The sequence below is a fragment of the Pusillimonas sp. T2 genome (assembly GCF_002236805.1).
Taxonomy (GTDB): Bacteria; Pseudomonadota; Gammaproteobacteria; order Burkholderiales; family Burkholderiaceae_B; genus Neopusillimonas.
In genome coordinates this window covers 1-22,557 of record NZ_NIQA01000009.1, presented here as the reverse complement: position 1 = coordinate 22,557, position 22,557 = coordinate 1, and the positions used below count along the sequence as shown (strand labels likewise).

The 22,557-nt window shown below is 55.8% G+C and carries 21 protein-coding genes and 1 pseudogene; 5 read left to right on the top strand and 17 right to left on the bottom strand.

The features are described 5' to 3' along the window. Positions 1 to 8 precede the first annotated feature (8 nt). Together prfB and lysS are read left to right on the top strand one after the other, a co-directional pair. Positions 9 to 1,113, top strand: a protein-coding gene (prfB, locus tag PuT2_RS12835; RefSeq protein WP_143516169.1) for a peptide chain release factor 2 whose coding sequence is annotated in 2 segments (ribosomal slippage) — positions 9 to 89 and positions 91 to 1,113 — 1,104 coding nt in all. Because the reading frame shifts where the segments join, the coding sequence is not laid out codon by codon here. A gap of 81 nt (positions 1,114 to 1,194) precedes the next feature. Next, a complete protein-coding gene (gene lysS, locus PuT2_RS12830) occupies positions 1,195 to 2,715 on the top strand; it encodes a lysine--tRNA ligase (RefSeq protein ID WP_093971390.1) in 1,521 nt (506 codons plus the stop codon). Positions 2,716 to 2,823: 108 nt separating this feature from the next. On the opposite strand, the gene iscX is transcribed toward lysS, so the two are convergent. The 10 genes from iscX to uvrB form a co-directional block, all read right to left on the bottom strand. Next, positions 2,824 to 3,015, bottom strand: a complete 192-nt coding sequence (gene iscX / locus PuT2_RS12825) for a Fe-S cluster assembly protein IscX (RefSeq protein WP_093971389.1) — start codon at positions 3,013 to 3,015, stop codon at positions 2,824 to 2,826. Continuing rightward, entirely contained in the window at positions 3,015 to 3,356 is a 342-nt protein-coding gene (fdx, locus tag PuT2_RS12820) for an ISC system 2Fe-2S type ferredoxin (RefSeq protein ID WP_093971388.1), read from the bottom strand. Before fdx ends, iscX begins: the two co-directional genes overlap by 1 nt. A 20-nt stretch (positions 3,357 to 3,376) precedes the next feature. Continuing rightward, a complete protein-coding gene (gene hscA, locus PuT2_RS12815) occupies positions 3,377 to 5,275 on the bottom strand; it encodes a Fe-S protein assembly chaperone HscA (RefSeq protein WP_093971387.1) in 1,899 nt (632 codons plus the stop codon). Positions 5,276 to 5,321: 46 nt separating this feature from the next. Further along, positions 5,322 to 5,852 (bottom strand): Fe-S protein assembly co-chaperone HscB, encoded by a 531-nt coding sequence (gene hscB, locus PuT2_RS12810; RefSeq protein ID WP_093971386.1) that lies wholly within the window; start codon positions 5,850 to 5,852, stop codon positions 5,322 to 5,324. Position 5,853: 1 nt separating this feature from the next. Next, entirely contained in the window at positions 5,854 to 6,177 is a 324-nt protein-coding gene (gene iscA / locus PuT2_RS12805) for an iron-sulfur cluster assembly protein IscA (RefSeq protein ID WP_093971385.1), read from the bottom strand. Positions 6,178 to 6,187: 10 nt separating this feature from the next. Beyond that, positions 6,188 to 6,571 carry a Fe-S cluster assembly scaffold IscU gene (gene iscU, locus PuT2_RS12800; protein WP_093971384.1) on the bottom strand — a complete coding sequence of 128 codons (384 nt, stop codon included), beginning with the start codon at positions 6,569 to 6,571 and terminating at the stop codon, positions 6,188 to 6,190. Between the two features lie 36 nt (positions 6,572 to 6,607). Continuing rightward, the gene (locus PuT2_RS12795; RefSeq protein ID WP_093971383.1) at positions 6,608 to 7,819 is read right to left on the bottom strand and encodes an IscS subfamily cysteine desulfurase; all 1,212 of its coding nucleotides are present in this window, start codon (positions 7,817 to 7,819) and stop codon (positions 6,608 to 6,610) included. 21 nt (positions 7,820 to 7,840) lie between these two features. Next, positions 7,841 to 8,347, bottom strand: coding sequence for a Fe-S cluster assembly transcriptional regulator IscR (gene iscR, locus PuT2_RS12790; RefSeq protein WP_093971382.1), 507 nt, complete (start codon positions 8,345 to 8,347; stop codon positions 7,841 to 7,843). 141 nt (positions 8,348 to 8,488) lie between these two features. Continuing rightward, positions 8,489 to 8,980 (bottom strand): low molecular weight protein-tyrosine-phosphatase, encoded by a 492-nt coding sequence (locus PuT2_RS12785; protein ID WP_093971381.1) that lies wholly within the window; start codon positions 8,978 to 8,980, stop codon positions 8,489 to 8,491. A gap of 348 nt (positions 8,981 to 9,328) precedes the next feature. After that, a complete protein-coding gene (uvrB, locus tag PuT2_RS12780; RefSeq protein ID WP_093971380.1) occupies positions 9,329 to 11,371 on the bottom strand; it encodes an excinuclease ABC subunit UvrB in 2,043 nt (680 codons plus the stop codon). Positions 11,372 to 11,458: 87 nt separating this feature from the next. Here uvrB and PuT2_RS12775 point away from each other — a divergent pair, with 87 nt between their 5' ends. Further along, positions 11,459 to 12,661 (top strand): amino acid aminotransferase, encoded by a 1,203-nt coding sequence (locus PuT2_RS12775; protein ID WP_093971379.1) that lies wholly within the window; start codon positions 11,459 to 11,461, stop codon positions 12,659 to 12,661. Positions 12,662 to 12,730: 69 nt separating this feature from the next. Then, complete coding sequence (lexA, locus tag PuT2_RS12770) at positions 12,731 to 13,501, top strand: transcriptional repressor LexA (protein ID WP_093971378.1); 771 nt, start codon at positions 12,731 to 12,733, stop codon at positions 13,499 to 13,501. A 203-nt stretch (positions 13,502 to 13,704) separates the two neighbouring features. Here lexA and lon read toward each other — a convergent pair whose 3' ends face one another. The 7 genes and pseudogenes from lon to PuT2_RS16140 form a co-directional block, all read right to left on the bottom strand. Beyond that, positions 13,705 to 16,179: an endopeptidase La gene (gene lon / locus PuT2_RS12765; protein ID WP_093971377.1), complete on the bottom strand. Its 2,475-nt coding sequence runs from the start codon at positions 16,177 to 16,179 to the stop codon at positions 13,705 to 13,707. A gap of 114 nt (positions 16,180 to 16,293) precedes the next feature. Further along, positions 16,294 to 17,604 carry an ATP-dependent Clp protease ATP-binding subunit ClpX gene (gene clpX, locus PuT2_RS12760; RefSeq protein WP_093971376.1) on the bottom strand — a complete coding sequence of 437 codons (1,311 nt, stop codon included), beginning with the start codon at positions 17,602 to 17,604 and terminating at the stop codon, positions 16,294 to 16,296. Positions 17,605 to 17,637: 33 nt separating this feature from the next. Continuing rightward, a complete protein-coding gene (clpP, locus tag PuT2_RS12755; protein ID WP_093971375.1) occupies positions 17,638 to 18,291 on the bottom strand; it encodes an ATP-dependent Clp endopeptidase proteolytic subunit ClpP in 654 nt (217 codons plus the stop codon). Beyond that, positions 18,292 to 19,602, bottom strand: a complete 1,311-nt coding sequence (gene tig / locus PuT2_RS12750) for a trigger factor (protein WP_093971374.1) — start codon at positions 19,600 to 19,602, stop codon at positions 18,292 to 18,294. Positions 19,603 to 19,737: 135 nt separating this feature from the next. Then, positions 19,738 to 20,520, bottom strand: a complete 783-nt coding sequence (locus tag PuT2_RS12745; protein WP_093971373.1) for a hypothetical protein — start codon at positions 20,518 to 20,520, stop codon at positions 19,738 to 19,740. A 145-nt stretch (positions 20,521 to 20,665) separates the two neighbouring features. Further along, positions 20,666 to 20,974: a methyl-accepting chemotaxis protein gene (locus tag PuT2_RS12740; protein ID WP_371596876.1), complete on the bottom strand. Its 309-nt coding sequence runs from the start codon at positions 20,972 to 20,974 to the stop codon at positions 20,666 to 20,668. 56 nt (positions 20,975 to 21,030) lie between these two features. Then, positions 21,031 to 21,195 (bottom strand): annotated as a pseudogene (locus PuT2_RS16140) (IS3 family transposase); the annotation flags it as partial. 136 nt (positions 21,196 to 21,331) lie between these two features. On the opposite strand from PuT2_RS16140, the gene PuT2_RS12730 reads away from it, so the two are divergent. After that, positions 21,332 to 22,294, top strand: a complete 963-nt coding sequence (locus PuT2_RS12730; RefSeq protein ID WP_093971370.1) for a helix-turn-helix domain-containing protein — start codon at positions 21,332 to 21,334, stop codon at positions 22,292 to 22,294. The last annotated feature ends 263 nt before the right edge of the window (positions 22,295 to 22,557 follow it).

Genomic DNA, 22,557 nt, shown 5'->3' with positions numbered 1-22,557 from the left:
GGAACATTATGGAAGCCGAACGCCAGAACCAGATCATTGCCCGCATCGAAGACTACGCCGAGCGCCAAACCGCCCTACGGGGGTATCTTTGACTACGCTGGCAAAGCTGAGCGCCTGCAAGTTGTAAACGCCGAACTCGAAAGCCCCGACGTCTGGAACGACCCTAAACACGCGCAAGATCTTGGTCGCGAGAAAAAAAGCCTTGAAACAGTAGTTGAAACACTGACAGAAATAGGCAACGGGGTTGAAGAAGCCCGCGAACTGTTCGAGCTCGCCGCCGACGACAACGACGATGCCACACTCGAGGCCATTGAGCAAGACTGCGAAGCCATTGGCGCCAAACTCGAAGACCTTGAATTTCGCCGGATGTTCAATAACCCGGCCGACCCGCTTAATTGCTTTGTTGACATCCAGGCCGGCGCTGGCGGCACCGAAGCACAAGACTGGGCCTCAATTTTGCTGCGTCAGTATCTGCGCTACTGCGAACGCAAAGGCTTCAAAACCGAAATCCTCGAAGAATCTCCCGGAGACGTCGCCGGCATCAAGTCGGCCAGCATCAAGGTCGAAGGCGATTACGCCTTCGGGTTCCTGCGTACCGAATCCGGCGTGCACCGACTAGTTCGCAAAAGTCCCTTCGACTCGGCCAACGGGCGCCATACATCGTTCGCCAGCGTTTTTGTGTACCCCGAAGTCGACGATTCGATCGAAATCGATGTCAACCCGGCCGACCTTCGCGTCGATACCTACCGTGCCAGTGGTGCGGGCGGCCAGCACATCAACAAAACCGATTCGGCCGTGCGTATCACGCACATGCCCACAGGTATTGTCGTGCAATGTCAAAACGACCGCTCACAACACCGCAACCGTGCCGAAGCCATGCAAATGCTTAAATCGCGCTTGTACGAGCTTGAAATGCGCCAACGCATGGCCGAACAGCAAAAAATGGAAGACGCCAAAACAGATGTAGGCTGGGGACACCAGATCCGTTCATATGTGCTCGACCAAAGCCGCATCAAAGACCTGCGTACCAGTGTTGAAATCTCCAACACACATAAAGTCCTCGACGGCGACCTCGACCCGTTCATTCAGGCCAGCCTGAAACAAGGGGTTTAACCGGGCAAGGGGCAAGCCTGCCCCGCCCTGCTACGACCTGTTTTGCCGACCTCGGCTTCGATACCTCAACGTATATCACTCATGACCACTACGCCCAACCCCGCTGCTGCCACCGACGAAAACCACCTGATCGCGGAGCGCCGCGGCAAATTGGCCCGGCTGCGCACCGAAGGCGTTGCCTACCCGAACGACTTCACGCCCAAAGACAAGGCCGACGAACTGCACGCCGCCTGCGAGGCACTCGATAAAGAAGCCCTCGAGGCCCTGGCCAAACCTGCAGTAGTTGCTGGCCGCATGATGCTCAAGCGCGTCATGGGCAAAGCCAGTTTCGCCACCTTGCAAGACAGCACCGGTCGAATTCAAATCTACCTCGACAAAAACGGCGTGGGCGAGTCGGTTTACGAGCATTTCAAAACCTGGGATATCGGCGATATCCTGGCGGTCGAAGGCACAATCTTCAAAACCAATAAGGGCGAACTCTCCATTCGTGCAGCGCAAATCCGTTTGCTGTCAAAGTCGCTGCGCCCGCTGCCCGACAAATTCCACGGGGTCACCGACCAGGAATTGCGCTACCGTCAGCGCTACGTCGACCTCATCATGAACGAAGAAACACGGCATACTTTTGTGGCACGCAGCAAGGCCATTTCACGTATGCGCCAGTTCATGGTCGATGCCGGCTTCATGGAAGTCGAAACCCCCATGCTTCACCCCATACCCGGCGGCGCGGCAGCCAAGCCTTTTGTGACGCATCACAATGCGCTCGACATGGAAATGTACCTACGCATTGCGCCCGAGCTTTATCTGAAGCGGTTAATCGTGGGTGGCTTTGAGCGTGTATTCGAGCTGAACCGTAACTTCCGCAACGAAGGCGTCAGCCCGCGTCATAACCCCGAATTCACCATGATGGAGTTCTACGCGGCCTATACCAACTACCACTGGCTGATGGACTTCACCGAAAACCTCATCCGCCAGGCTGCCGTCGCAGCAACCGGCAGTGCTGTCTTGTCCTATCAAGACCGCCCCCTCGACTTGGGCCAACCTTTCGACCGCCTGACAATTGTCCAGGCCATCTTGAAATACGCGCCCGGCTACACCGAGGCACAGCTTAACGACCACGATTTCCTGCGTGCCGAACTCAAAAAGCTGCGCGTCGACGTCAACGGCCCCACGCTGGCGCGTGCCGGCACTGGCGCCCTGCAGTTGGCCTTGTTCGAAGAAACTGCCGAAGCTAAGCTCTGGAACCCGACCTTCATTATCGATTACCCTATCGAGGTCTCGCCATTAGCGCGCGCCTCCGACTCCCGCCCTGACATCACCGAGCGCTTTGAACTGTTTATTACGGGCCGGGAAATCGCCAACGGCTTCTCCGAGCTGAACGATCCTGAAGACCAGGCCGCACGTTTCCACGCCCAGGTCGAAGCCAAAGATGCTGGTGACGAAGAGGCCATGTTCTTCGATGCAGACTACATCCGCGCACTGGAATACGGCATGCCTCCTACCGGCGGTTGCGGTATTGGCATCGACCGGCTGATCATGCTGCTGACCGACAGCCACACCATTCGCGATGTGCTGTTGTTCCCCCATCTGCGCCGCGAAGACTAGGCATAATCGGCACTCACCTCGTCGGGTAATCAGCCCGGCAGCAAAAAGCCCTGCACACCATGTGCAGGGCTTTTTTATTCCTGGCCTAAATCGCAATCAGGACTACTTTTACTTTTCGTCGATCCAGGTCATTTGAATGGCTTCAAGAATGCGCTCGCCGCATCGGGCCGGGTCGTCGTCGAAACCTGGCAATGCCATCACCCAATCACGCAAGTCGGTAAAACGAACCTGCGCAGGGTCAACGTCGGGGTGAGCCTCTAGCAGCGCCTCGACAATTTCGTAGGTGTCCGTCCAGCGCATCAGTGGTTTTCCTTTGCGTGGTTGATGGTGTATTTAGGGATCTCGATGGTCAGGTCTTGATTAGCGATTTTTGCCTGACAAGACAAACGCGATGTGGGCGTCAGCCCCCAGGCGCGATCGAGATAGTCTTCTTCGTTGTCAGAAGCCTCTTCAAGCGAATCAAAACCCTCGCGAACAATCACATGGCATGTAGTACAGGCACACGACAGTTCGCAGGCGTGTTCGATCTCGACATGGTTATCGAGCAACACGCGGCAAATCGACTCGCCCATTGGTGCGTTTTCGATAACAGCACCTTCGGGACAAACATCGGGGTGAGGCAATACAGTAATTTTAGGCATGGTCAAACCAGAACAAAGAATCAGTTATCGGCAATTTCGTCGACGGTGCGGCCCGACAAGGCAGCGCGAATACTGCGGTCCATACGGCGTGCAGCAAAGTCGTCGGTAGCCTGGCTGAAGCGAGCCACCTGCTGTCGCACCGCATCGGCATCGAGAGGCGCCGCGCTCTGCCCTTGACCCTCGCCCGACAAGGCCAGCAACATCTGCTCGGTGTCGAGCATGATCTGGTCGATGTTGGCGCGCTCATTGTCGCTGAGCAAGTCGCCATCGGCCGCTACAGCCGCACGCACAGATTCGAGCAACTGTTGCAATTCGACCTGTTGCTCGCGCAGCGCACGTGCCTGGGCGTCGGCCGAAGCATGGGTCATGCCTTCGGTCAGCATCCGGGCGACTTCGTCATCGGACAAGCCGTAAGACGGTTTAACCGTCACGCCGGCTTCGACACCTGTGCTCTCTTCGCGGGCGCTGACATTAAGCAAGCCGTCGGCGTCAACCTGGAACGTGACACGGATACGAGCGGCACCGGCAACCATCGGCGGAATGCCACGCAGCTCGAAACGCGCCAGCGAACGGCAGTCGGCGACAAGATCACGCTCGCCCTGCACCACATGGATACCCATGGCCGTCTGGCCGTCTTTGAAGGTCGTAAATTCTTGGGCACGCGCCACAGGAATAGTGCTGTTACGCGGAATGACCCGCTCGACCAGACCACCCATGGTTTCAAGCCCCAACGACAGCGGTGTGACATCAAGCAACAACCAGTCTTCGCCGGCCGAGCGATTGCCGACCAACAAATTGGCCTGAAGCGCTGCGCCCAACGCAACAACTTGGTCAGGGTCAAGGTCAGTGAGCGGTGTGGTGTTGAACAAACGGCCCACTTCGCGCTGAATGATCGGCATGCGCGTTGCACCGCCCACCATGACCACGCCCTTGACGTCGGCGACATCGAGGCCGGCGTCACGCAGCGTAACTTTGGCACGTTCGAGCGTTTTATTTACCAGGGGCTGCGCCCAAGACTCGAAATCTTGACGACTGAGCAAGACGCGCACGGCTTGATTCGATAGTTCGGCCTCGAAGACGGCCTCGGCAACCGTAGACAAGGCCTCGCGGGCGGCACGGGCGGCGACATAGAGCGCCCGCAAATCGCCTTTAGGCAAGTCGGCCAGATGCTGTGAACGGCAGATTTCATCGACGATGCAACGGTCGAAGTCGTCGCCACCCAACTGGGTGTCGCCACCTGTAGAAACGACCTCGAACACGCCTTTGGTTAGGCGCAAGATGGAAATATCAAAGGTACCGCCGCCTAAATCGTAGACTGCATAAATACCCTCGGCGCCATGGTCTAGACCATAAGCAATAGCGGCTGCCGTAGGTTCGTTGAGCAGGCGCAGCACTGTCAGGCCCGCCAAACGTCCGGCGTCGCGTGTTGCCTGGCGCTGCGCATCGTCGAAATAAGCAGGAACGGTGATGACCGCACCCACCAGTTCGCCACCCAGTGTGGCCTCAGCGCGCTCGCGCAAGGTACGCAAAATCTGACTGGACACCTCGACAGGACTGAAATCACCACGACGGGTTTTCAGGCGGACCATATCTTCGCCGTCGGCGAATTCGTAGGCAACACCTTCGCTGCGCGCTTCGTTCAGAGAACGCCCCATGAAGCGCTTGACTGACGCAATGGTATTGAGCGAGTCGGCCGCCTGATGGGCACGGGCGTCGTGCCCGACCTGAATAGCATCGGGCGCATAACGCACGATAGAAGGCAACAATGCGCGGCCTTCCTCGTCGAGCAGGACTTCGGGCACGCTGCTGCGCACAGACGCGACCAATGAGTGCGTAGTGCCCAGGTCGATACCTACCGCCAGCTTACGCTGATGAGGGACCGGCGACTCACCGGGCTCGGATATTTGCAATAAAGCCATAAGTTCTGTTATTTACGGACGGGTGCCCAAGGCACGCCGGCCGCCCTTAATGTTGACGGTCGGCCAACGCATGCTGCGCCTGCTGAACTTCGGTGGCCAGCTTCTCGATGAACATCCATTCACGCACTTTACCGGCGGCGCCCGAAAAATCGTGCTGGCGATCGATCAGCGCTTCGACTGTCGTTTCAAGTTCGGTACGGGCCCGGGCGATATCATTACCAAGCAGTTCGAATTGGGCCGGGTCAGCACTTTCGCGCGCCTCGTCGAGCGCCTCGCGCCACTCCATCTGGCGCATCAGGAACGCGCCATCCATGCGGGTGTTGCTTTCGGTTTGCAAGTCGCAACCTGCTTGCTCGCACAAATAGCGAGCCCGCAGCAACGGACTCTTGAGAATCCGATAGCCCTCGTTGATGGTGGACGCCCATTGCATGGCGACCCGCCGCTCGGCCGGCGCCGCCGTAGCAAAACGGTCGGGATGGACACGCGCAGCCATCTGGCGCCAGCGCGCTTCAAGCGCGCTGGCGTCGATGGCGAAGCCTTGCGGTAATTCAAACAGCTGGAAATAGTTTTCGGCCACGCTACACCGTGAAGGATTCGCCGCAACCGCAGGTGGCCTTTTCGTTCGGGTTGCTGAACTTAAAGCCTTCGTTCAGCCCTTCGCGGCCATAGTCTAGTTGCGTACCATCGAGGTACGGCAGGCTTTTGGCGTCGATAAACACCTTTACACCATGCTGTTCGAAAACCTGGTCGTCTGCGTTGGGCTCGTCGACGTACTCGAGCTTGTAGGCCATGCCGGAACAACCCGTGGTACGGACACCCAAACGCAGACCCAGCCCCTTGCCTCGTTTGGCAAGATAACGACTGACGTGGTCAGCAGCTTGTGGAGTCAACGTAATAGACATATCAACCCTGTTATTTCTGGTGCTTTTCTTTGTAATTCTGGACAGCCGCCTTGATCGCGTCTTCGGCCAGAATTGAGCAGTGAATTTTTACTGGAGGCAACGCCAGCTCTTCGGCGATCTGCGTATTGCGAATATCGAGTGCTTCGTCGAGTGTTTTACCCTTGACCCATTCGGTAACCAGCGAGCTGGACGCAATGGCCGAGCCACAACCATAGGTTTTAAAACGAGCATCTTCGATGACGCCGGTTTCGCTGACCTTGATCTGCAGCTTCATGACGTCGCCACAGGCGGGCGCACCCACCATGCCAGTGCCGATACTTTCGTCGGATTTGTCGAACGAACCCACGTTACGCGGGTTTTCGTAGTGATCGAGAACTTTTTCGCTGTATGCCATGATTGAACTCCTGTTCTTTGATTCGTTAGACGACCGTTAATGCGCAGCCCATTGGACCGAGTTGAGGTCGATACCGTCTTGGGCCATTTCCCAGAGCGGCGACATGTCGCGCAGCTTGGCGACACGCGTTTTAAGCAATTCGATCGCGAAATCGACTTCTTGTTCTGTGGTGAAACGACCCAGCGTGAAACGTATGGAGCTGTGTGCCAGCTCGTCGTTGCGGCCCAGCGCCCGCAGCACATAAGAAGGCTCGAGACTAGCCGACGTACATGCCGAGCCACTGGATACGGCCAATTCTTTGATAGCCATGATCAAGGACTCGCCTTCGACGTAATTGAAGCTGACATTAAGGTTGTGCGGTACCCGACGATCCATGTCGCCGTTGAGGTAAACCTCTTCAACCTGTGACAAGCCCTTCCAGAGGCGGTCGCGCAGCGCGCGGATGCGCTCGCTTTCGGCAGCCATTTCGAGGCGTGCGATACGGAATGCTTCGCCCATACCCACGATTTGGTGTGTTGCCAATGTGCCGGAGCGGAAACCACGTTCGTGGCCACCGCCATGAATTTGCGCTTCGATGCGAATACGTGGCTTGCGACGGATGAACAGAGCACCAACGCCCTTAGGCCCATATGTTTTGTGCGCCGAAAACGACATCAGGTCGACCTTGAGTGTTTGCAGATCGATGGCCACCTTGCCCGTGGCCTGTGCTGCGTCGACGTGAAACACGATGCCCTTTTCGCGACAGATGTCGCCAATGGCCGCGATGTCTTGGATAACACCGATTTCGTTGTTCACCATAAGAACCGACACCACGCTGGTGTCGGGGCGCAGCGCTGCTTTGAAGACGTCGAGGTCGAGCAAGCCGTTATCCTGGACATCGAGGTAGGTGACTTCGAAACCCTGACGCTCGAGCTCGCGACAGGTGTCAAGCGTCGCTTTGTGTTCGGTTTTTAGCGTAATAAGATGCTTGCCGCGCTGCGCGTAAAAGTGCGCCGCCCCTTTTACCGCAAGGTTAATGGACTCGGTGGCGCCGGATGTCCAGACGATTTCACGCGGGTCGGCATTGACCAACTGCGCAACTTCGGCGCGCGCCTGCTCGACGGCCTCTTCGGCTTCCCAGCCAAACGCGTGACTGCGCGACGCCGGGTTGCCGAAATGCTCGTACAACCAAGGCACCATTTTGTCGACAACACGGGGATCGACCGGGGTTGTCGCTGAGTAATCTAAATAAACGGGACGTGTAGACATCGACCAACTCCTAAGTAACTTTCAAGCGGGCAGCGAGGACGCGATTTTAGCGCCGGGCACTTGCCCCACACGCACAGCACTTTGACCTTTCGAGGCCTCGAGCAAGCGCATGCGCTGTTTATCGACCAGGTCTTGCAAAGAGACCGAGTCGAGGTATTCGACCATTTTATGATTTAGCGTTGTCCAGAGCTCGTGCGTCATGCACTGGCTGGACTCGCCGGTACGACCCACGTTGCAATCTTCTTTGCCGCCACAACTGGTGGCATCGAGGGGCTCGTCGACCGCAAAAACGATGTCGGCAACGGTGATTTCACGGGCCAGGCGCGCAAGCGAATAACCGCCACCAGGACCGCGCACACTATCGACCAGCTCGTGACGGCGTAACTTGCCGAATAATTGCTCGAGATAAGACAGCGAGATGTTTTGGCGCTGACTGATAGCCGCCAAGGTGACAGGACCACTTTGCTGACGCAACGCCAGATCGATCATGGCCGTAACCGCGAAGCGCCCTTTTGTCGTTAAACGCATAGTTTTTTCCTTAACCCAAGGGGGTTACCCTTTTAATACCTGACTAATTAACTCAAGTATAACCAATACCCGACTGAATTGCTAGGGAAATGGCCCAAAAAAAACCGAGCCATGCGGCCCGGTTGAGGGAATTTGATTGAACTATGCGGCTTGGTATTGGGTAGCGCGCTTGCGAACAACTTCGAGCACCCCCTGACAGGCGTCTTCGAGGCAGTCGAGTACTTTATTGAAGCCATCGGGACCACCGTAATAAGGGTCGGCGATGGTGGCCTCTTCGAATTCGTTGGCGAAGCGCATGAGCAACATGAGCTTGTGCTGATAAATCTTCGGACACTGTTGTTGCAGTGCAGAAAGATTCTCCCAGTCCATGACCAGGATGAAATCGAAGTCGCGGAAGTCGTCGGCCGTGATTTGCCGAGCCACGCATTGAGAAATGTCGTAGCCACGCTTGCGAGCAGCCGCCTGGGCGCGCGCATCGGGGCTTTCGCCAACGTGGAAGCCGTGGGTGGCGGCTGAATCGACTCCAACGACACCGGACAACCCCGCCTCGGTAATGAGATGGCGGAACACACCCTCGGCGCTGGGAGAGCGACAGATATTACCCGTGCAAACGAAAAGTACCTTAGTCATCATGGGTGAGATTGTGAGGGAAAACCCGGAATAAGGCAATAGATTTCACGAACACGAATAGCAAGCCAATGTGACGCCAATTCGAAAATTATCCGCACTACTTGAGGGGTTATTCGGAGAAAATAGGTGAACTTAGTCGCGGCGGGGCCAAGGCCCGAACCACGTAGCTCAGGCGTCATGCACCGCAACATTTATGGATGTTTCAGCGCATACTAATTTGCAATAAACAACACCAGCTCGTACCTGAATACGCAAAAATCAGCCGTCAAACAACTGCTGACCACAAGCAAGCGCAGCGAAAACTCTTGATAACGACGCTTCGATGTGTTGCCTTGTAACAACACACTACGATCAACCCGCTGAACCCAACAGCGCCTTTTCTTTAAGACGATTCAACGCATCCCTCGCCGCAGCGGCCTGCTCGAACTCCAGATTCTTGGCGTGATCCATCATTTGCTTTTCGAGGCGGCGAATTTCTTTGGCGAGCCACTTTTCGTCGGCCAACAGCTCGGGCGACACATCAGCTGCAGCAGCCGCGGCCGCCGAAGCCGCCGCATGACTCTCGACCCCGTCGATCATTTCACGCACGGCCTTGTTCACACCGCGCGGCACAATCCCGTGCTCGGTATTGAACGTCACTTGCTTGGCACGACGACGCTCGGTTTCGTCCATGGCCCGGCGCATAGAGTCGGTAATACGGTCAGCATACAAAATAGCACGGCCATTCAGGTTACGCGCAGCGCGACCAATGGTCTGAATCAGACTGCGCTCGGAGCGCAAGAAACCCTCTTTGTCAGCGTCAAGAATCGCCACCAAAGACACCTCAGGAATATCCAACCCCTCACGCAGCAGGTTGATCCCCACCAGGACATCAAACACACCCAAACGCAGATCCCGAATAATCTCGACTCGCTCAACCGTATCGATGTCTGAGTGCAGGTACCGGACCTTCAATCCGCTTTCGGTCAAGTACTCAGTAAGATCTTCGGCCATACGCTTTGTCAGCGTGGTGACCAGCACACGCTCGCCTGCGGCAACACGCAATTTGGCTTCACCCAGCAGATCGTCGACCTGTGTTGTCGCCGACCTGACCTCGACGATAGGGTCGACCAGACCGGTCGGCCGAACCACTTGCTCGACCACATTGTCGGTATGTTCGTTTTCATAGTTGGACGGTGTCGCCGATACGAAGACCGTCTGGCGCATGCGCGCCTCGAACTCTTCCATCTTGAGCGGGCGGTTATCCATGGCAGAAGGCAAGCGAAACCCGAAGGTCACCAACGTCTCTTTACGGGAGCGATCACCCTTGTACATTGCACCTAACTGGCCCATGGTGACATGGCTCTCGTCGATGAACATCAACGCGTCGGCCGGCAGGTAGTCGATCAGAGTGGGCGGTGGTTCGCCGGGCGCCGCCCCAGACAGGTGACGGGAGTAGTTTTCGATACCTTTGCAAAAACCCAACTCTTGCAGCATTTCAAGATCGAAACGCGTGCGTTGCTCCAGTCGCTGAGCCTCGACCAGCTTGTGGTCATCGAGCAGGACCTTGACCCGGTCGCGCAACTCGGCTTTGATGCTTTCGATGGCCCGCAGAACAGTTTCGCGCGGCGTCACGTAATGCGAGCGTGGAAACACCGTGAAACGCGGCACACTTTGTCGCACCTTGCCGGTTAACGGATCAAACAGCTCCAAGGTTTCGACCTCGTCGTCGAACAGAGAAATCCGAACCGCCAGCTCGGCGTTTTCTGCCGGGAAGACGTCTATGGTCTCGCCCCGGGCCCGAAATGTGCCGCGAACAAAATCGACGTCGTTGCGCTCGTACTGCATAGCAACCAGCCGACCCAGCAGCTCTTGGCGAGGAATGCGATCGCCCGCGCGAAGGGTAAGCACCATGGCGTGATAGTCGCCCGGGTTACCAATACCGTAAATGCACGACACCGAACCCACGATAATGGTGTCTCGACGTTCGAGCAGACTCTTTGTCGCCGACAACCGCATCTGCTCGATATGCTCGTTGATCGACGAATCTTTTTCGATGAAGAGATCACGCGCCGCGACATAGGCTTCGGGCTGGTAGTAGTCGTAATACGACACAAAGTATTCGACTGCATTCTTTGGAAAAAACTCGCGGAACTCGGCATATAGCTGGGCGGCCAGCGTTTTGTTTGGCGCCAAGACAATGGCCGGGCGACCGGTGCGCGCAATAACATTGGCCATGGTGTATGTCTTGCCCGAGCCCGTTACCCCCAGCAAAGTCTGGAACATCAACCCGTCTTCAACCCCCTCGACCAGCGCATCAATAGCAGCCGGCTGGTCACCCGCGGGCGGGTACGGCTGGTACAGCTGAAACGGGCTATTCGGGTACTGGACGAAACCGGGTTTTGTTGCGGCCATGCTAGACACCTAAGGGTAAACCCCTTATTATCTCACTATTAAGCGATTCATATTTCTTCCTTATTTCTCACCCAACCAACAGGTAATATGACCTCTATCTTCGAAGCCGTCGAACTGGCACCGCGCGACCCCATCCTTGGCCTGACCGAACAGTACAACGCCGATACTCGCACAGAAAAAGTCAATCTGGGCGTTGGTGTTTACTACGATGATCAAGGTCGAATTCCGTTGCTCAAGGCCGTACAACAAGCCGAAGCTCAGCGCGCGCAGGCCGCCGCCCCGCGCGGCTACCTGCCCATCGAGGGGCTGGCCGCCTACAACAAGGGTGCTCAAACCCTGTTGCTGGGTAAAGATTCGGGCATTATTGCCGACGGCCGTGCACTTACCGTACAAACCATCGGCGGCACCGGCGCACTTAAAATCGGCGCCGACTTCCTCAAGCAGTTGTCACCCAACGCCAAGGTCGTCATCAGCAACCCCAGTTGGGAAAACCACCGCGCCATCTTCGAGCGCGCCGGCTTCGTCGTTGAAAACTACCCCTACTACAACCCCGAAACCCACGGCCTCGATTTCGACGGCATGGTCGGCGCGCTTAAAGCATTGCCCAAAGGTACGGTTGTCGTGTTGCACGCTTGCTGCCACAACCCCACAGGCGTCGACCCCACCGCAGCGCAATGGCAAGAAATCGCCAACACGGTCAAAAACGCTGGCTTGGTCCCCTTCCTCGACATCGCTTACCAGGGCTTTGGCGACGGGCTCGAGCAAGACGCATCGGTCGTTCGCCTGTTTGCCGATCTGGGCATGACCATGCTGGTCAGCTCCTCGTTCTCGAAATCGTTCTCGCTGTACGGCGAACGTGTTGGCGCCCTGACCCTGATTTGCGGTTCGAAAGACGAAAACGCGCGCGTCCTCAGTCAGGTCAAGCGGGTGATTCGTACCAACTACTCGAACCCGCCCACACACGGCGGCACCGTTGTCGCGTCGGTGCTTAACAACCCCGAACTTTACAGCCTGTGGGTTGACGAACTGGGCGAAATGCGCAACCGCATTCGCAGCATGCGCGAACAATTCGTCACCAAACTTAAAGACCACGGCGTCAAACAAAACTTTGACTTCGTTAAAACGCAGCGCGGCATGTTCTCTTATTCAGGCCTCACGGCCGCCCAGGTCGATGTCCTGCGCAACGAACACGGCGTATACGCTGTCAGCAGCGGCCGGATTTGCGTCGCTGCACTGAACAGCCGCAACATCGATTACGTCGTCAATGCCATCGCCAAAGTTATAGGCTAAGCCTACACTTGCCAAGCTAGGCCGACTAAGGCACAATAGGGCTGTATTTATATACAGCCCTATTTTATTATGGCCTTAAAACTCACCGCCCGTCAGCAGCAAATCCTCGACCTCATCCGTCAGCAAATCGGGCGTACCGGGTTCCCCCCCACGCGCGCCGAAATCGCACGCGAACTGGGTTTCCGCTCGGCCAATGCCGCCGAAGATCACCTTAAAGCATTGGCACGCAAAGGCGCCATCGCACTTACAGCCGGCGCATCGCGGGGCATCCGACTGCTTACGCCTGTCCCAGGCCAACAACCTGGCGTTGCCAGCCCTGCGCCCGATGCGGCCGGTACGCTGCAACCCCACACGGTCAGCACACCTCACGCCTACGCGGCAGGTGCGCCTCACCCCGTTACACAATCGCACGACAAGTCGGCGTCAACCGCCTATACCAGCACCCCATTCCTAGAGCGTCTGCTCTTACCGGTCATTGGGCGCGTTGCAGCGGGCAGCCCCATATTGGCCACCCCCCACATCGAGCGAGAAATCGCCGTCGAGCCGGCCTTGTTCACCCAAGTGCCCGACTACCTGCTTAAAGTACGTGGTCTTAGCATGCGCGATGCCGGCATCCTCGATGGCGACCTGCTTGCCGTAAAAAAAGTCACCGAAGCACGCAACGGCCAAATTGTTGTCGCCCGGCTAGGCGACGACGTCACGGTCAAACGCCTCGAACGCCAGGGCCGACACATCCGCTTGCTGCCCGAAAACCCCGACTTTTCCCCCATTGAAGTCCAAGCCCACGACGAGTTCGCCCTCGAGGGTATCGCCGTTGGCCTGATACGCACCATGCAGTAAAGCCACCGGGCAACATTGCGCTTGGCGCGGCCAGGCAGCCTAACGGCCCAGCCCGCTGCACCACCCACAAAAAAACCCAAAGTTTGCCCCAACAGGCAACAAACTTTGGGTTTTTAAAACGGCCAAGCCAGACCAGAGCTCACTTGACCGGCCCGGCCCTGAAAAACCGGCATTATTTACCGGTTTTCAGGCCAAAACAGCGTTTAATGCTTCATCACGGCGTCCGAAGCCGTGTCGGTACCCGACGCTTTCGCGCTAGCCACCGCCTCGGCCGTCAAACGGGCAACTTCTTCATCAGACAAAGGCTCGGGCATACTTTGCAGAGCGACTTCCAAAACACGGTCAATCCAGCGCACAGGGATAATCTCAAGATGGTTCTTGACGTTATCCGGAATGTCGGCTAGATCTTTCACGTTCTCTTCGGGGATCAGCACGGTTTTGATCCCGCCCCGATGAGCGGCCAACAGCTTCTCTTTCAGGCCGCCAATAGGCAAGACTTCGCCGCGAAGGGTAATTTCACCCGTCATGGCTACGTCGGCACGCACCGGGATACCGGTTAAGGCGGACACCATGGCCGTCGTCACCGCAATACCCGCCGACGGACCGTCTTTGGGCGTGGCGCCTTCGGGGAAGTGAATGTGCAGATCACGCTTCTCGAAGACCGACGACAAAATGCCCCACTTCTGGGCCCGCGACCGAACTACCGTACGCGCTGCTTCGACCGACTCTTTCATGACATCGCCCAGCGAACCGGTACGAATCACATTGCCCTTACCCGGCATATCGGCCACTTCGATGGTGAGCAAATCACCGCCGACTTCTGTCCAGGCCAGCCCGGTAACCTGTCCGACCTTGTTTTCTTTCTCGGCCATACCGTAGTTATAACGGCGCACACCAAGGAAATCGCTTAAGTTGTCGGCGGTAATTACGACTTTTTCGACAGCAGTAGCGGCACCCTTCTTGGCTGGCTTGACGGCCTCGGGGTGTTTCTCGAGGGTCTTTTTGACGACCTTACGGCACAGCTTGCTGATTTCGCGTTCAAGGGCACGTACACCGGCTTCACGGGTGTAGTAGCGCACGATATCGCGTACGGCCGACTCGTCGACCTGCATCTCACCTTCGCGCACGCCATTGTTTTTCATGAGCTTGGGCAACAAATGGTCGAAGGCAATATGGACTTTTTCGTCTTCGGTGTAACCCGACAGGCGAATGACTTCCATGCGATCGAGCAGCGCAGGCGGAATGTTCAGGGTGTTGCTGGTCGCCACGAACATAACATCTGACAAGTCGAAATCGACTTCGATGTAGTGATCCTGGAAAGTGTGGTTTTGTTCAGGGTCGAGCACCTCAAGCAAAGCCGACGAAGGATCCCCACGGAAATCCGCGCCCATTTTGTCGATTTCATCGAGCAGGAACAAGGGGTTGCGCACCGCAACCTTAGACATGTTCTGCAGAATTTTGCCCGGCATGGAGCCGATATATGTGCGACGGTGGCCGCGAATTTCGGCTTCGTCGCGCACACCGCCCAGGGCCATGCGCACAAACTTACGATTAGTGGCGCGCGCAATCGACTGACCCAGCGACGTTTTACCCACACCAGGTGGCCCAACGAGACAAAGAATAGGCGCTTTGAGTTTGTCGACGCGTTGCTGAACAGCAAGATATTCGATGATGCGCTCTTTGACCTTTTCGAGGCCATAGTGATCCGCATCGAGCACGCTCTCGGCATTAGGAATGGAACTGTTGATGCGGCTCTTCTTGCGCCATGGCAACCCCACCAGCGTTTCGATGTAGTTGCGCACCACAGTCGCTTCGGCCGACATGGGCGACATCAGTTTAAGCTTTTTAAGCTCGGCCTCGGCCTTTTTCTGCGCTTCTTTAGGCAACTGCGCCGCAGCAATTTTCTTTTCAAGCTCTTCGATATCGGCGCCGTCTTCACCCTCGCCGAGCTCTTTCTGAATAGCTTTGACCTGCTCATTCAGATAATAGTCGCGTTGGCTCTTTTCCATCTGCTTTTTGACACGGCCGCGGATACGCTTTTCGACCTGAAGAATGTCGATTTCGGATTCGAGCTGCGACAGCAGGCTTTCGAGACGCTCTGACGTGCCAACGAGTTCGAGCATGCTTTGCTTTTGCTCGAGTTTGAGCGGCAAATGAGCCGCTACTGTATCGGCAAGACGGCCGGCCTCGTCAATACCCGTAAGCGATGTAAGAATTTCTTGGGGAATTTTTTTGTTGAGTTTGACGTACTGCTCGAATTGCGCGACCACGGCACGACGCAAGGCCTCGGCTTCGGCATTCTGGCCGTCTTCAAGAGGCAACACCTGGACATTGGAGGTGAAATGCGTTTCGGCATCGGAAACAGTGTTGATTTTTGCGCGTTGCAGACCCTCAACCAGCACCTTGACAGTACCGTCAGGCAGCTTGAGCATTTGCAAAATACTGGCGACGCAACCAATAGCGTGCAGGTCATCGGGGGTCGGGTCGTCTTTGCTGGCCGACTTCTGCGCCACCAGCATGATGTTATTGCCCGATTCCATCGCCATTTCGAGGGCCTTGATAGAACGCGGACGCCCGACAAACAGCGGAATCACCATATGAGGAAATACCACCACGTCCCGCAAAGGCAAGAGGGGCAAGTCCATAGGTTCTGAAGAGAGAATAGGGCTCGCAGACATAGTAATTTCCTTAAAAAATGCTGCATCAGAAACAAAAGGGAAGCCTGCGCCTCCCTTTTGTAGTACTACACATACTTCATATGTGGCGACAATCGCGAACTTTTCAAGACCCCGTCAGGCGGCAGCATTTTTTAGCTTTTGCGAATCTGGTTTTTTGTCTTTGGAAGCCGTTGGTTCGGCGTCATCGGCGTAGATCAATAGAGGCGCTGCGCCGCCAACAACCGCGTTTTCGTCGAGTATGACTTTTTTGACGTTTTTGCTGGACGGAAGTTCATACATGGTGCCCAACAAAGCCTGTTCAACAATTGACCGCAAACCCCGCGCGCCGGTACGACGCTTGAGCGCCCTCTGCGCAATGGCGCGCAAGGCCTCGGGGCGTACTTCCAGCTCGACCTCTTCCATTTCGAACAGCTTTTGAAACTGCTTGATGATGGCGTTTTTAGGTTCGGTAAGAATCTGCACCAGGGTGTCTTCTTGCAGCTCTTCGAGGGTGGCCACAACCGGCAGACGCCCGACGAGTTCGGGGATCAGGCCGAATTTGACCAAGTCGGAAGGTTCGACCTCGGAGAAGAGCTCGCCGACGCCACGCTCGGACTTGCTGCGCACTGCCGCCGAGAAACCAATACCTGATTTTTCGGTACGGTCTTGAATGACCTTTTCGAGACCGTCGAAAGCGCCACCAACAATAAACAGAATATTGGTGGTGTCGACCTGCACGAAATCTTGGTTAGGATGCTTGCGCCCGCCCTGGGGGGGTACCGACGCCACCGTACCTTCGATAATTTTCAGCAAGGCCTGCTGCACGCCCTCGCCCGAAACGTCGCGGGTAATAGACGGGTTGTCGGACTTGCGAGAAATCTTGTCGATTTCGTCGATGTAGATAATGGCGCGCTGCGCCTTTTCTACGTCGTAGTTGCAGTTTTGAAGCAGCTTCTGAATGATGTTTTCGACGTCTTCGCCCACATAACCAGCTTCGGTCAGCGTGGTGGCGTCAGCCATGACGAAGGGGACGTCGAGCATGCGCGCCAAAGTCTGCGCAAGCAAGGTTTTGCCCGAACCCGTAGGCCCGATCAGCAAAATATTGCTTTTGGACAGCTCGACGTCGTCGCCCTTGACCTCGCCATAACGAATGCGCTTGTAGTGGTTGTAAACAGCCACAGCCAGGCTTCGTTTGGGGATGTCTTGCCCGATGACGTAGCCGTCGAGGAACGCCTTGATTTCTTGAGGCGTAGGCAGCTCGTTGCGTACAGCCTTGCGTGCTGCCTCTTTGGTTTCTTCACGAATGATGTCGGTGCACAGATCGATACATTCGTCGCAAATGAATACCGACGGGCCCGCAATAAGTTTGCGCACCTCGTGCTGGCTTTTATTGCAAAACGAACAGTGCAAGACTTTTTCGTCCGGCGATCCTTTTTTATCGGGCATATAACTCTTTGACTAACGGTTTTAACACTGGGCCTATTCTTCGGAACGGGACACCAGAACTTTGTCGATAAGGCCATAAGCCCTTGCATCGTCGGCCGACATAAAGTTATCACGCTCTGTGTCTACTTCGATACGCTCGACAGGCTGGCCCGTATTGTTCGCCAGAATGTTGTTCAGGCGTTCGCGCAAGCTGAGAATTTCGCGAGCTTGAATCTGGATATCGGAAGCCTGGCCCTGCGCACCACCCGAAGGCTGGTGAATCATGATACGCGAGTTGGGCAAGGCATACCGTTTGCCTTTGGTGCCAGCGGCCAGCAAAAACGCACCCATGCTTGCAGCAATGCCCGTGCACAATGTAGACACATCGGGCTTGATGAAGTTCATGGTGTCGTAGATGGCCATACCGGCATACACTGACCCACCCGGCGAATTGATGTAGAGCGAAATATCTTTGCCCGGGTTCTCGGACTCGAGAAAGAGCAATTGCGCCACCACCAGATTGGCGGAATGGTCGTTGACCGGACCGACAAAAAAGATGACCCGCTCGCGCAACAAGCGCGAGTAAATATCGTAAGAACGCTCGCCGCGTCCGGACTGCTCTACTACGATGGGCACATAGCCCAGCCCAGTAGGCACGACCGAATCGCCGCCATGCATCGCCGCGTAGAAATCAGTGAATCGCTGCATTTATGCAGTCCCCATCAGTTCGTCGAAATCGACGTTTTCGTCAGTGACCTGGGCTTTTTCAAGCACGTGATTGACAACGTTGTCTTCGAGCACGATAGCTTCGATTTCGGAGCGACGTTGACGATCGGCCAGGTAGTAGGCAACCACTTGTGCGGGCTGCTCGTAGTTTTGCGCCAGCTCTTCGATGCGGGCGCGAACCTGCTCGGGTTTGGCCTGGAGGTCGGCGCTGCTGACCAGCTCGGATACCAGAAGGCCCAGACGAACACGACGCTCGGATTCGGCGCTGAACGCTTCTGCAGGAATTGGGATACTGTCGGCGTTAGGCACACCGCGTTGTTTGAGGTCGGCGCGGGCTGCTGCAACACGGCTTTCGGTGTCGCTTTGAACCAGTGCTTTAGGTACGTCGAAGGTGCATGCGGCGGCCAGAGCGTCGAGGACGCTAGCTTTGGTGCGCGACATGGCACGTGCTTTGACTTCGCGTTCGATGTTGCTGCGGATGTCGGCCAAGAGCTTTTCAACGTCGCCTTCGGGCTGACCCAACGACTTGGCGAACTCGGCATCGACTTCAGGCAGAACGGCTTCGGCGACTTCAGTTACTTTGATTTCGAAGTCGGCTTTTTTACCAGCCACTTCTTTACCTGCGTAGTCGGCGGGGAATTCGAGGGGGAAAGTTTTGGTATCGCCGGCTTTCATGCCGCGAACAGCCTCTTCGAATTCGGGCAACATGCGGCCCTGGCCCAAGACGAACGAGAAGCCTTCAGCCGAGCCGCCGTCGAATGCAACGCCGTCGATTGTGCCGACGAAATCAAGCGTGATGCGATCGTCGTCTTGTGCCTCACGACCTTCGCGGCCTTCGTAAGCAGCACGCTGCTTGCGCAGGATGTCGATAGTGCGTTGGACTTCGGCGTCGCCCACTTCGACGCTTGAACGCGTCACTTTAAGCGCGGCCAAGTCGGGCAACTGAACTTCGGGATAGACTTCGAAAGTAGCCGAAAAGGCCATCGTGCCGTCTTCTACGCCTTCGGTTTTGGGTTCAAGATTAGGCGTACCCGCAACACGCAACTGTGTTTCTTTCAGGACGTTATCGAGCGCACGACCGACTTCAGTGTTGATAACGTCGTAGCGAATGCCGGGGCCATGGCTGCGTTCGACGATCGACAACGGAGCTTTACCTGGGCGAAAGCCCTGGACTTTTGCGGTACGTGCGACGCGCTTGAGCTGGGACTGGACTTCTTTTTCGACGTCGGCCATCGAAACGACCAGATCAACACGGCGCTCAAGGCCGGACAGAGTTTCAACCACGGGCTGCATTAGGAACCTATATAAATGAAATTGAGTAAAAGACAAGTAAACGAGATGAACCGACCATTTTACCGGAAAGTCTGGGGTACCGCTAAAGGTGCGCCCCACTCCTGAATGGCCCTCTTTTCATCTATTTTTAACACATTAGACCACTGCCCACAGGAGCAGCATCAGTCCGGACAGCGTGAGCACTGAAGGGGCAGCATAAGGATACCGGTTTGCGAAATGATCCATGGCCCACTTGAAGGGCCGCGCCTGGCTGTCACGAATGACCTGCTGCTGGAAGTCTATGTTGGCATGCAACTTCTGGATATCGCGCAGCAGCTTTACCTTTTCGGCCGAGTGCCGACGCAGGTAATCGATCAGGTCGTACTCTTTAATTGATTTACGCCAAACGTCGGGCGAGACAGGTGTCAGATCGCCGGCACACAAACCCTGTGATACGCCGCTACTGCATTCGGGCCCAGAATAATCGAACACTATACCGAACTGCTCGTAATAACGATTGCGCCGGCTTTTATTTTCTTCGTACGCATCGATATCCGACAAAACAATGGGTTGAACCTTCGCGTTCGGCCACTGAGTAGCCCAGCGTACAATTTCGTCCTGCAAATAAGTGCCCAACCGGTGACCACGCAAATATGCCGAACTTAGCCCCACCGAACCGCCTGTCAGGCTGACGCTTTCGGCACCATCGTCCAAACGACAGTACATGCCCGTGAAAGGGTGCACAGCCATCCCGCCCGATCCCGCCTCAAGCTCGAAGTAGCGTAATGTGATGGACTCACCTTCTGGACTGACGGAGTGCTCACGCATCACCAACAAGCGAAACAACACGTTGTCCTGCCCGCAACCCGGGTCAAGAATTTCGATGATACGCAGGCCCGGTGGCTGCGTATCATCGCCCCGCAATCGCCAATCAGTCACCTCAACGCCTCGTCAACAATAATGAAAACACTATTTTTGACCAGAATGTGGCAGCGCTAAGGCTAGAACAATGGCCTATTCCGTAACTAATGAACGAGAATTGACCCGTTTTTTTTGTGTCGGTTGCCCCACCCAAGCGGCGCTTTCAGGCCGTAGTCTTTAACGTGTCGGACACCTCGCCGACAGCCTGCAAAACTCTTGATGAGTCCTGCCGAATAGTTTGCATCAAGATACGGGTTTGATTGGCGAGTTTTGCCCCCTGTTTGACACGCTCGCGATTCCGCGCGACCTCGTGAACGGCGTTAATCGCTAGCGCACGGTTCTCTTGCACTACATCGTTAATCTGAAGTGTCGCTTGATGGCTGCGCGCCGCCAGATTCCTGACTTCACCGGCCACCACGGCAAACCCTCGGCCTTGATGGCCCGCTCGGGCCGCTTCAATGGAGGCGTTCAAAGAAAGTAAATTCGTCTGTGCCGCAATATCCTGAATGAAATGAATCGGCCAGACTTTTATAGACAGTTCGTTGCCTCAGAAAAATATTGCCGTTCGTAGTTTACCGGCGAAAGGTTGGCTGCATAACCATGCCGCCGAATCGGGTTGTAAAACATTTCTATATAGTCAAAGATACCCTGACGTGCCAATTCCCTACTGCTATAAATTTTGCGTTTGATGCGTGGCGAAAAGGTGTAGTATCGTTTACTGAATTGTCTCAGCACACTCAAAGCCGGGGCGCTACTTGTAGCGGCAAACACCGCATCGCCATGCCAACCCGCATAACCAAGCCGGGCTTCCAGAGCGAGGAGATTCCTCATGGATACACATGTCCTTTACCGTTCCAAAGAATTGGCCCCTCGCGACCGTATCTCGATATGGAACGACGTGGTGTGGCGCAATTATGTGCCACTAAGCATACAGATTGCTCCGCACGATAACTTTGTCGGTAGGGTAGCGCTTAGCCAGCTTGGAAACGTACGGATCGTGACGTCAGGCTCTAGGCCCCAACGCATTTCTCGCACACCCAAGCTCATCGCTCAAGATGACGACGACTACCTGATGCTTGGCCTGCAACTACAAGGCTCATCAGTGATCGAGCAACATGATCGGCAGGCGCTGTTGCGCCGTGGCGACTTTGTACTCTGGGACACCAGGCGGCCCTATGACATCGTCTTTCCCAATGATTGGGAAATGGCTGTCTTCCAATTCCCGCGCGATATGTTTACGCTGACTAATCGAGCAATCGATTCCATAACGGCGACGACATTGATGGGACGAACCGGCGTCACGCACATCGCGGCGGCGCTGCTGATGAGTATCGCCAACGAGGCGCGTCACCATTCTTTTGAGCATAGAGCCTCGCTGCTTGACCATACCTTGGGCTTGTTGAGCTTGTGCATCGACGATCAGTTAATCAGTTGCAACGTACCGCCTGCTTATGACGAAGTATTGTTTCGGCGAATCAATAACTATATTTCGTCCAGCTTGGCGGACCCTGAGCTTTGTGTAGCAGACATAGCGGGTGAGCATGGGCTGTCAGTGCGCCAACTTTATAGAATTTTTAAGGAGTACCACTGCACAGTTGTCGATGTGATTCGACGCCAACGCCTTGAGCGTATTAAAGAAGACATTATTAGCCCAAGGTCGCGTCATATAACAATTGCTGCGATCGCCCGTAAATGGGGTTTTCTTGATATCCCCCACTTTAATCGGGTGTTCAAAAGTCACTATAAAACCACGCCGCGGGAATTACGGCGGCAGGTCACGCCGAATTTGTGACCTCTATCAACGGAAAGCTGATACATGTTCGGGTGAGTCGATGATTTCTTGAGCCGGGCAGAGTCTGCTGCCCGGTCTTCTGTGCGTGCTACTGCGTTGCAGGCATTTATTTAGCTGGCGCGTGTGTCCGCCAAGGCCGTTGGCGAGGCGTTAGCCAGTACATCGTCTTTGCTTGTCATGATCCGACAATGTTACCTGTAAAAAACGACAACTGATCTTCGGCAGTTCCGTCTAAATTGAAGGTAAGCGTGTGGCCAACCCCA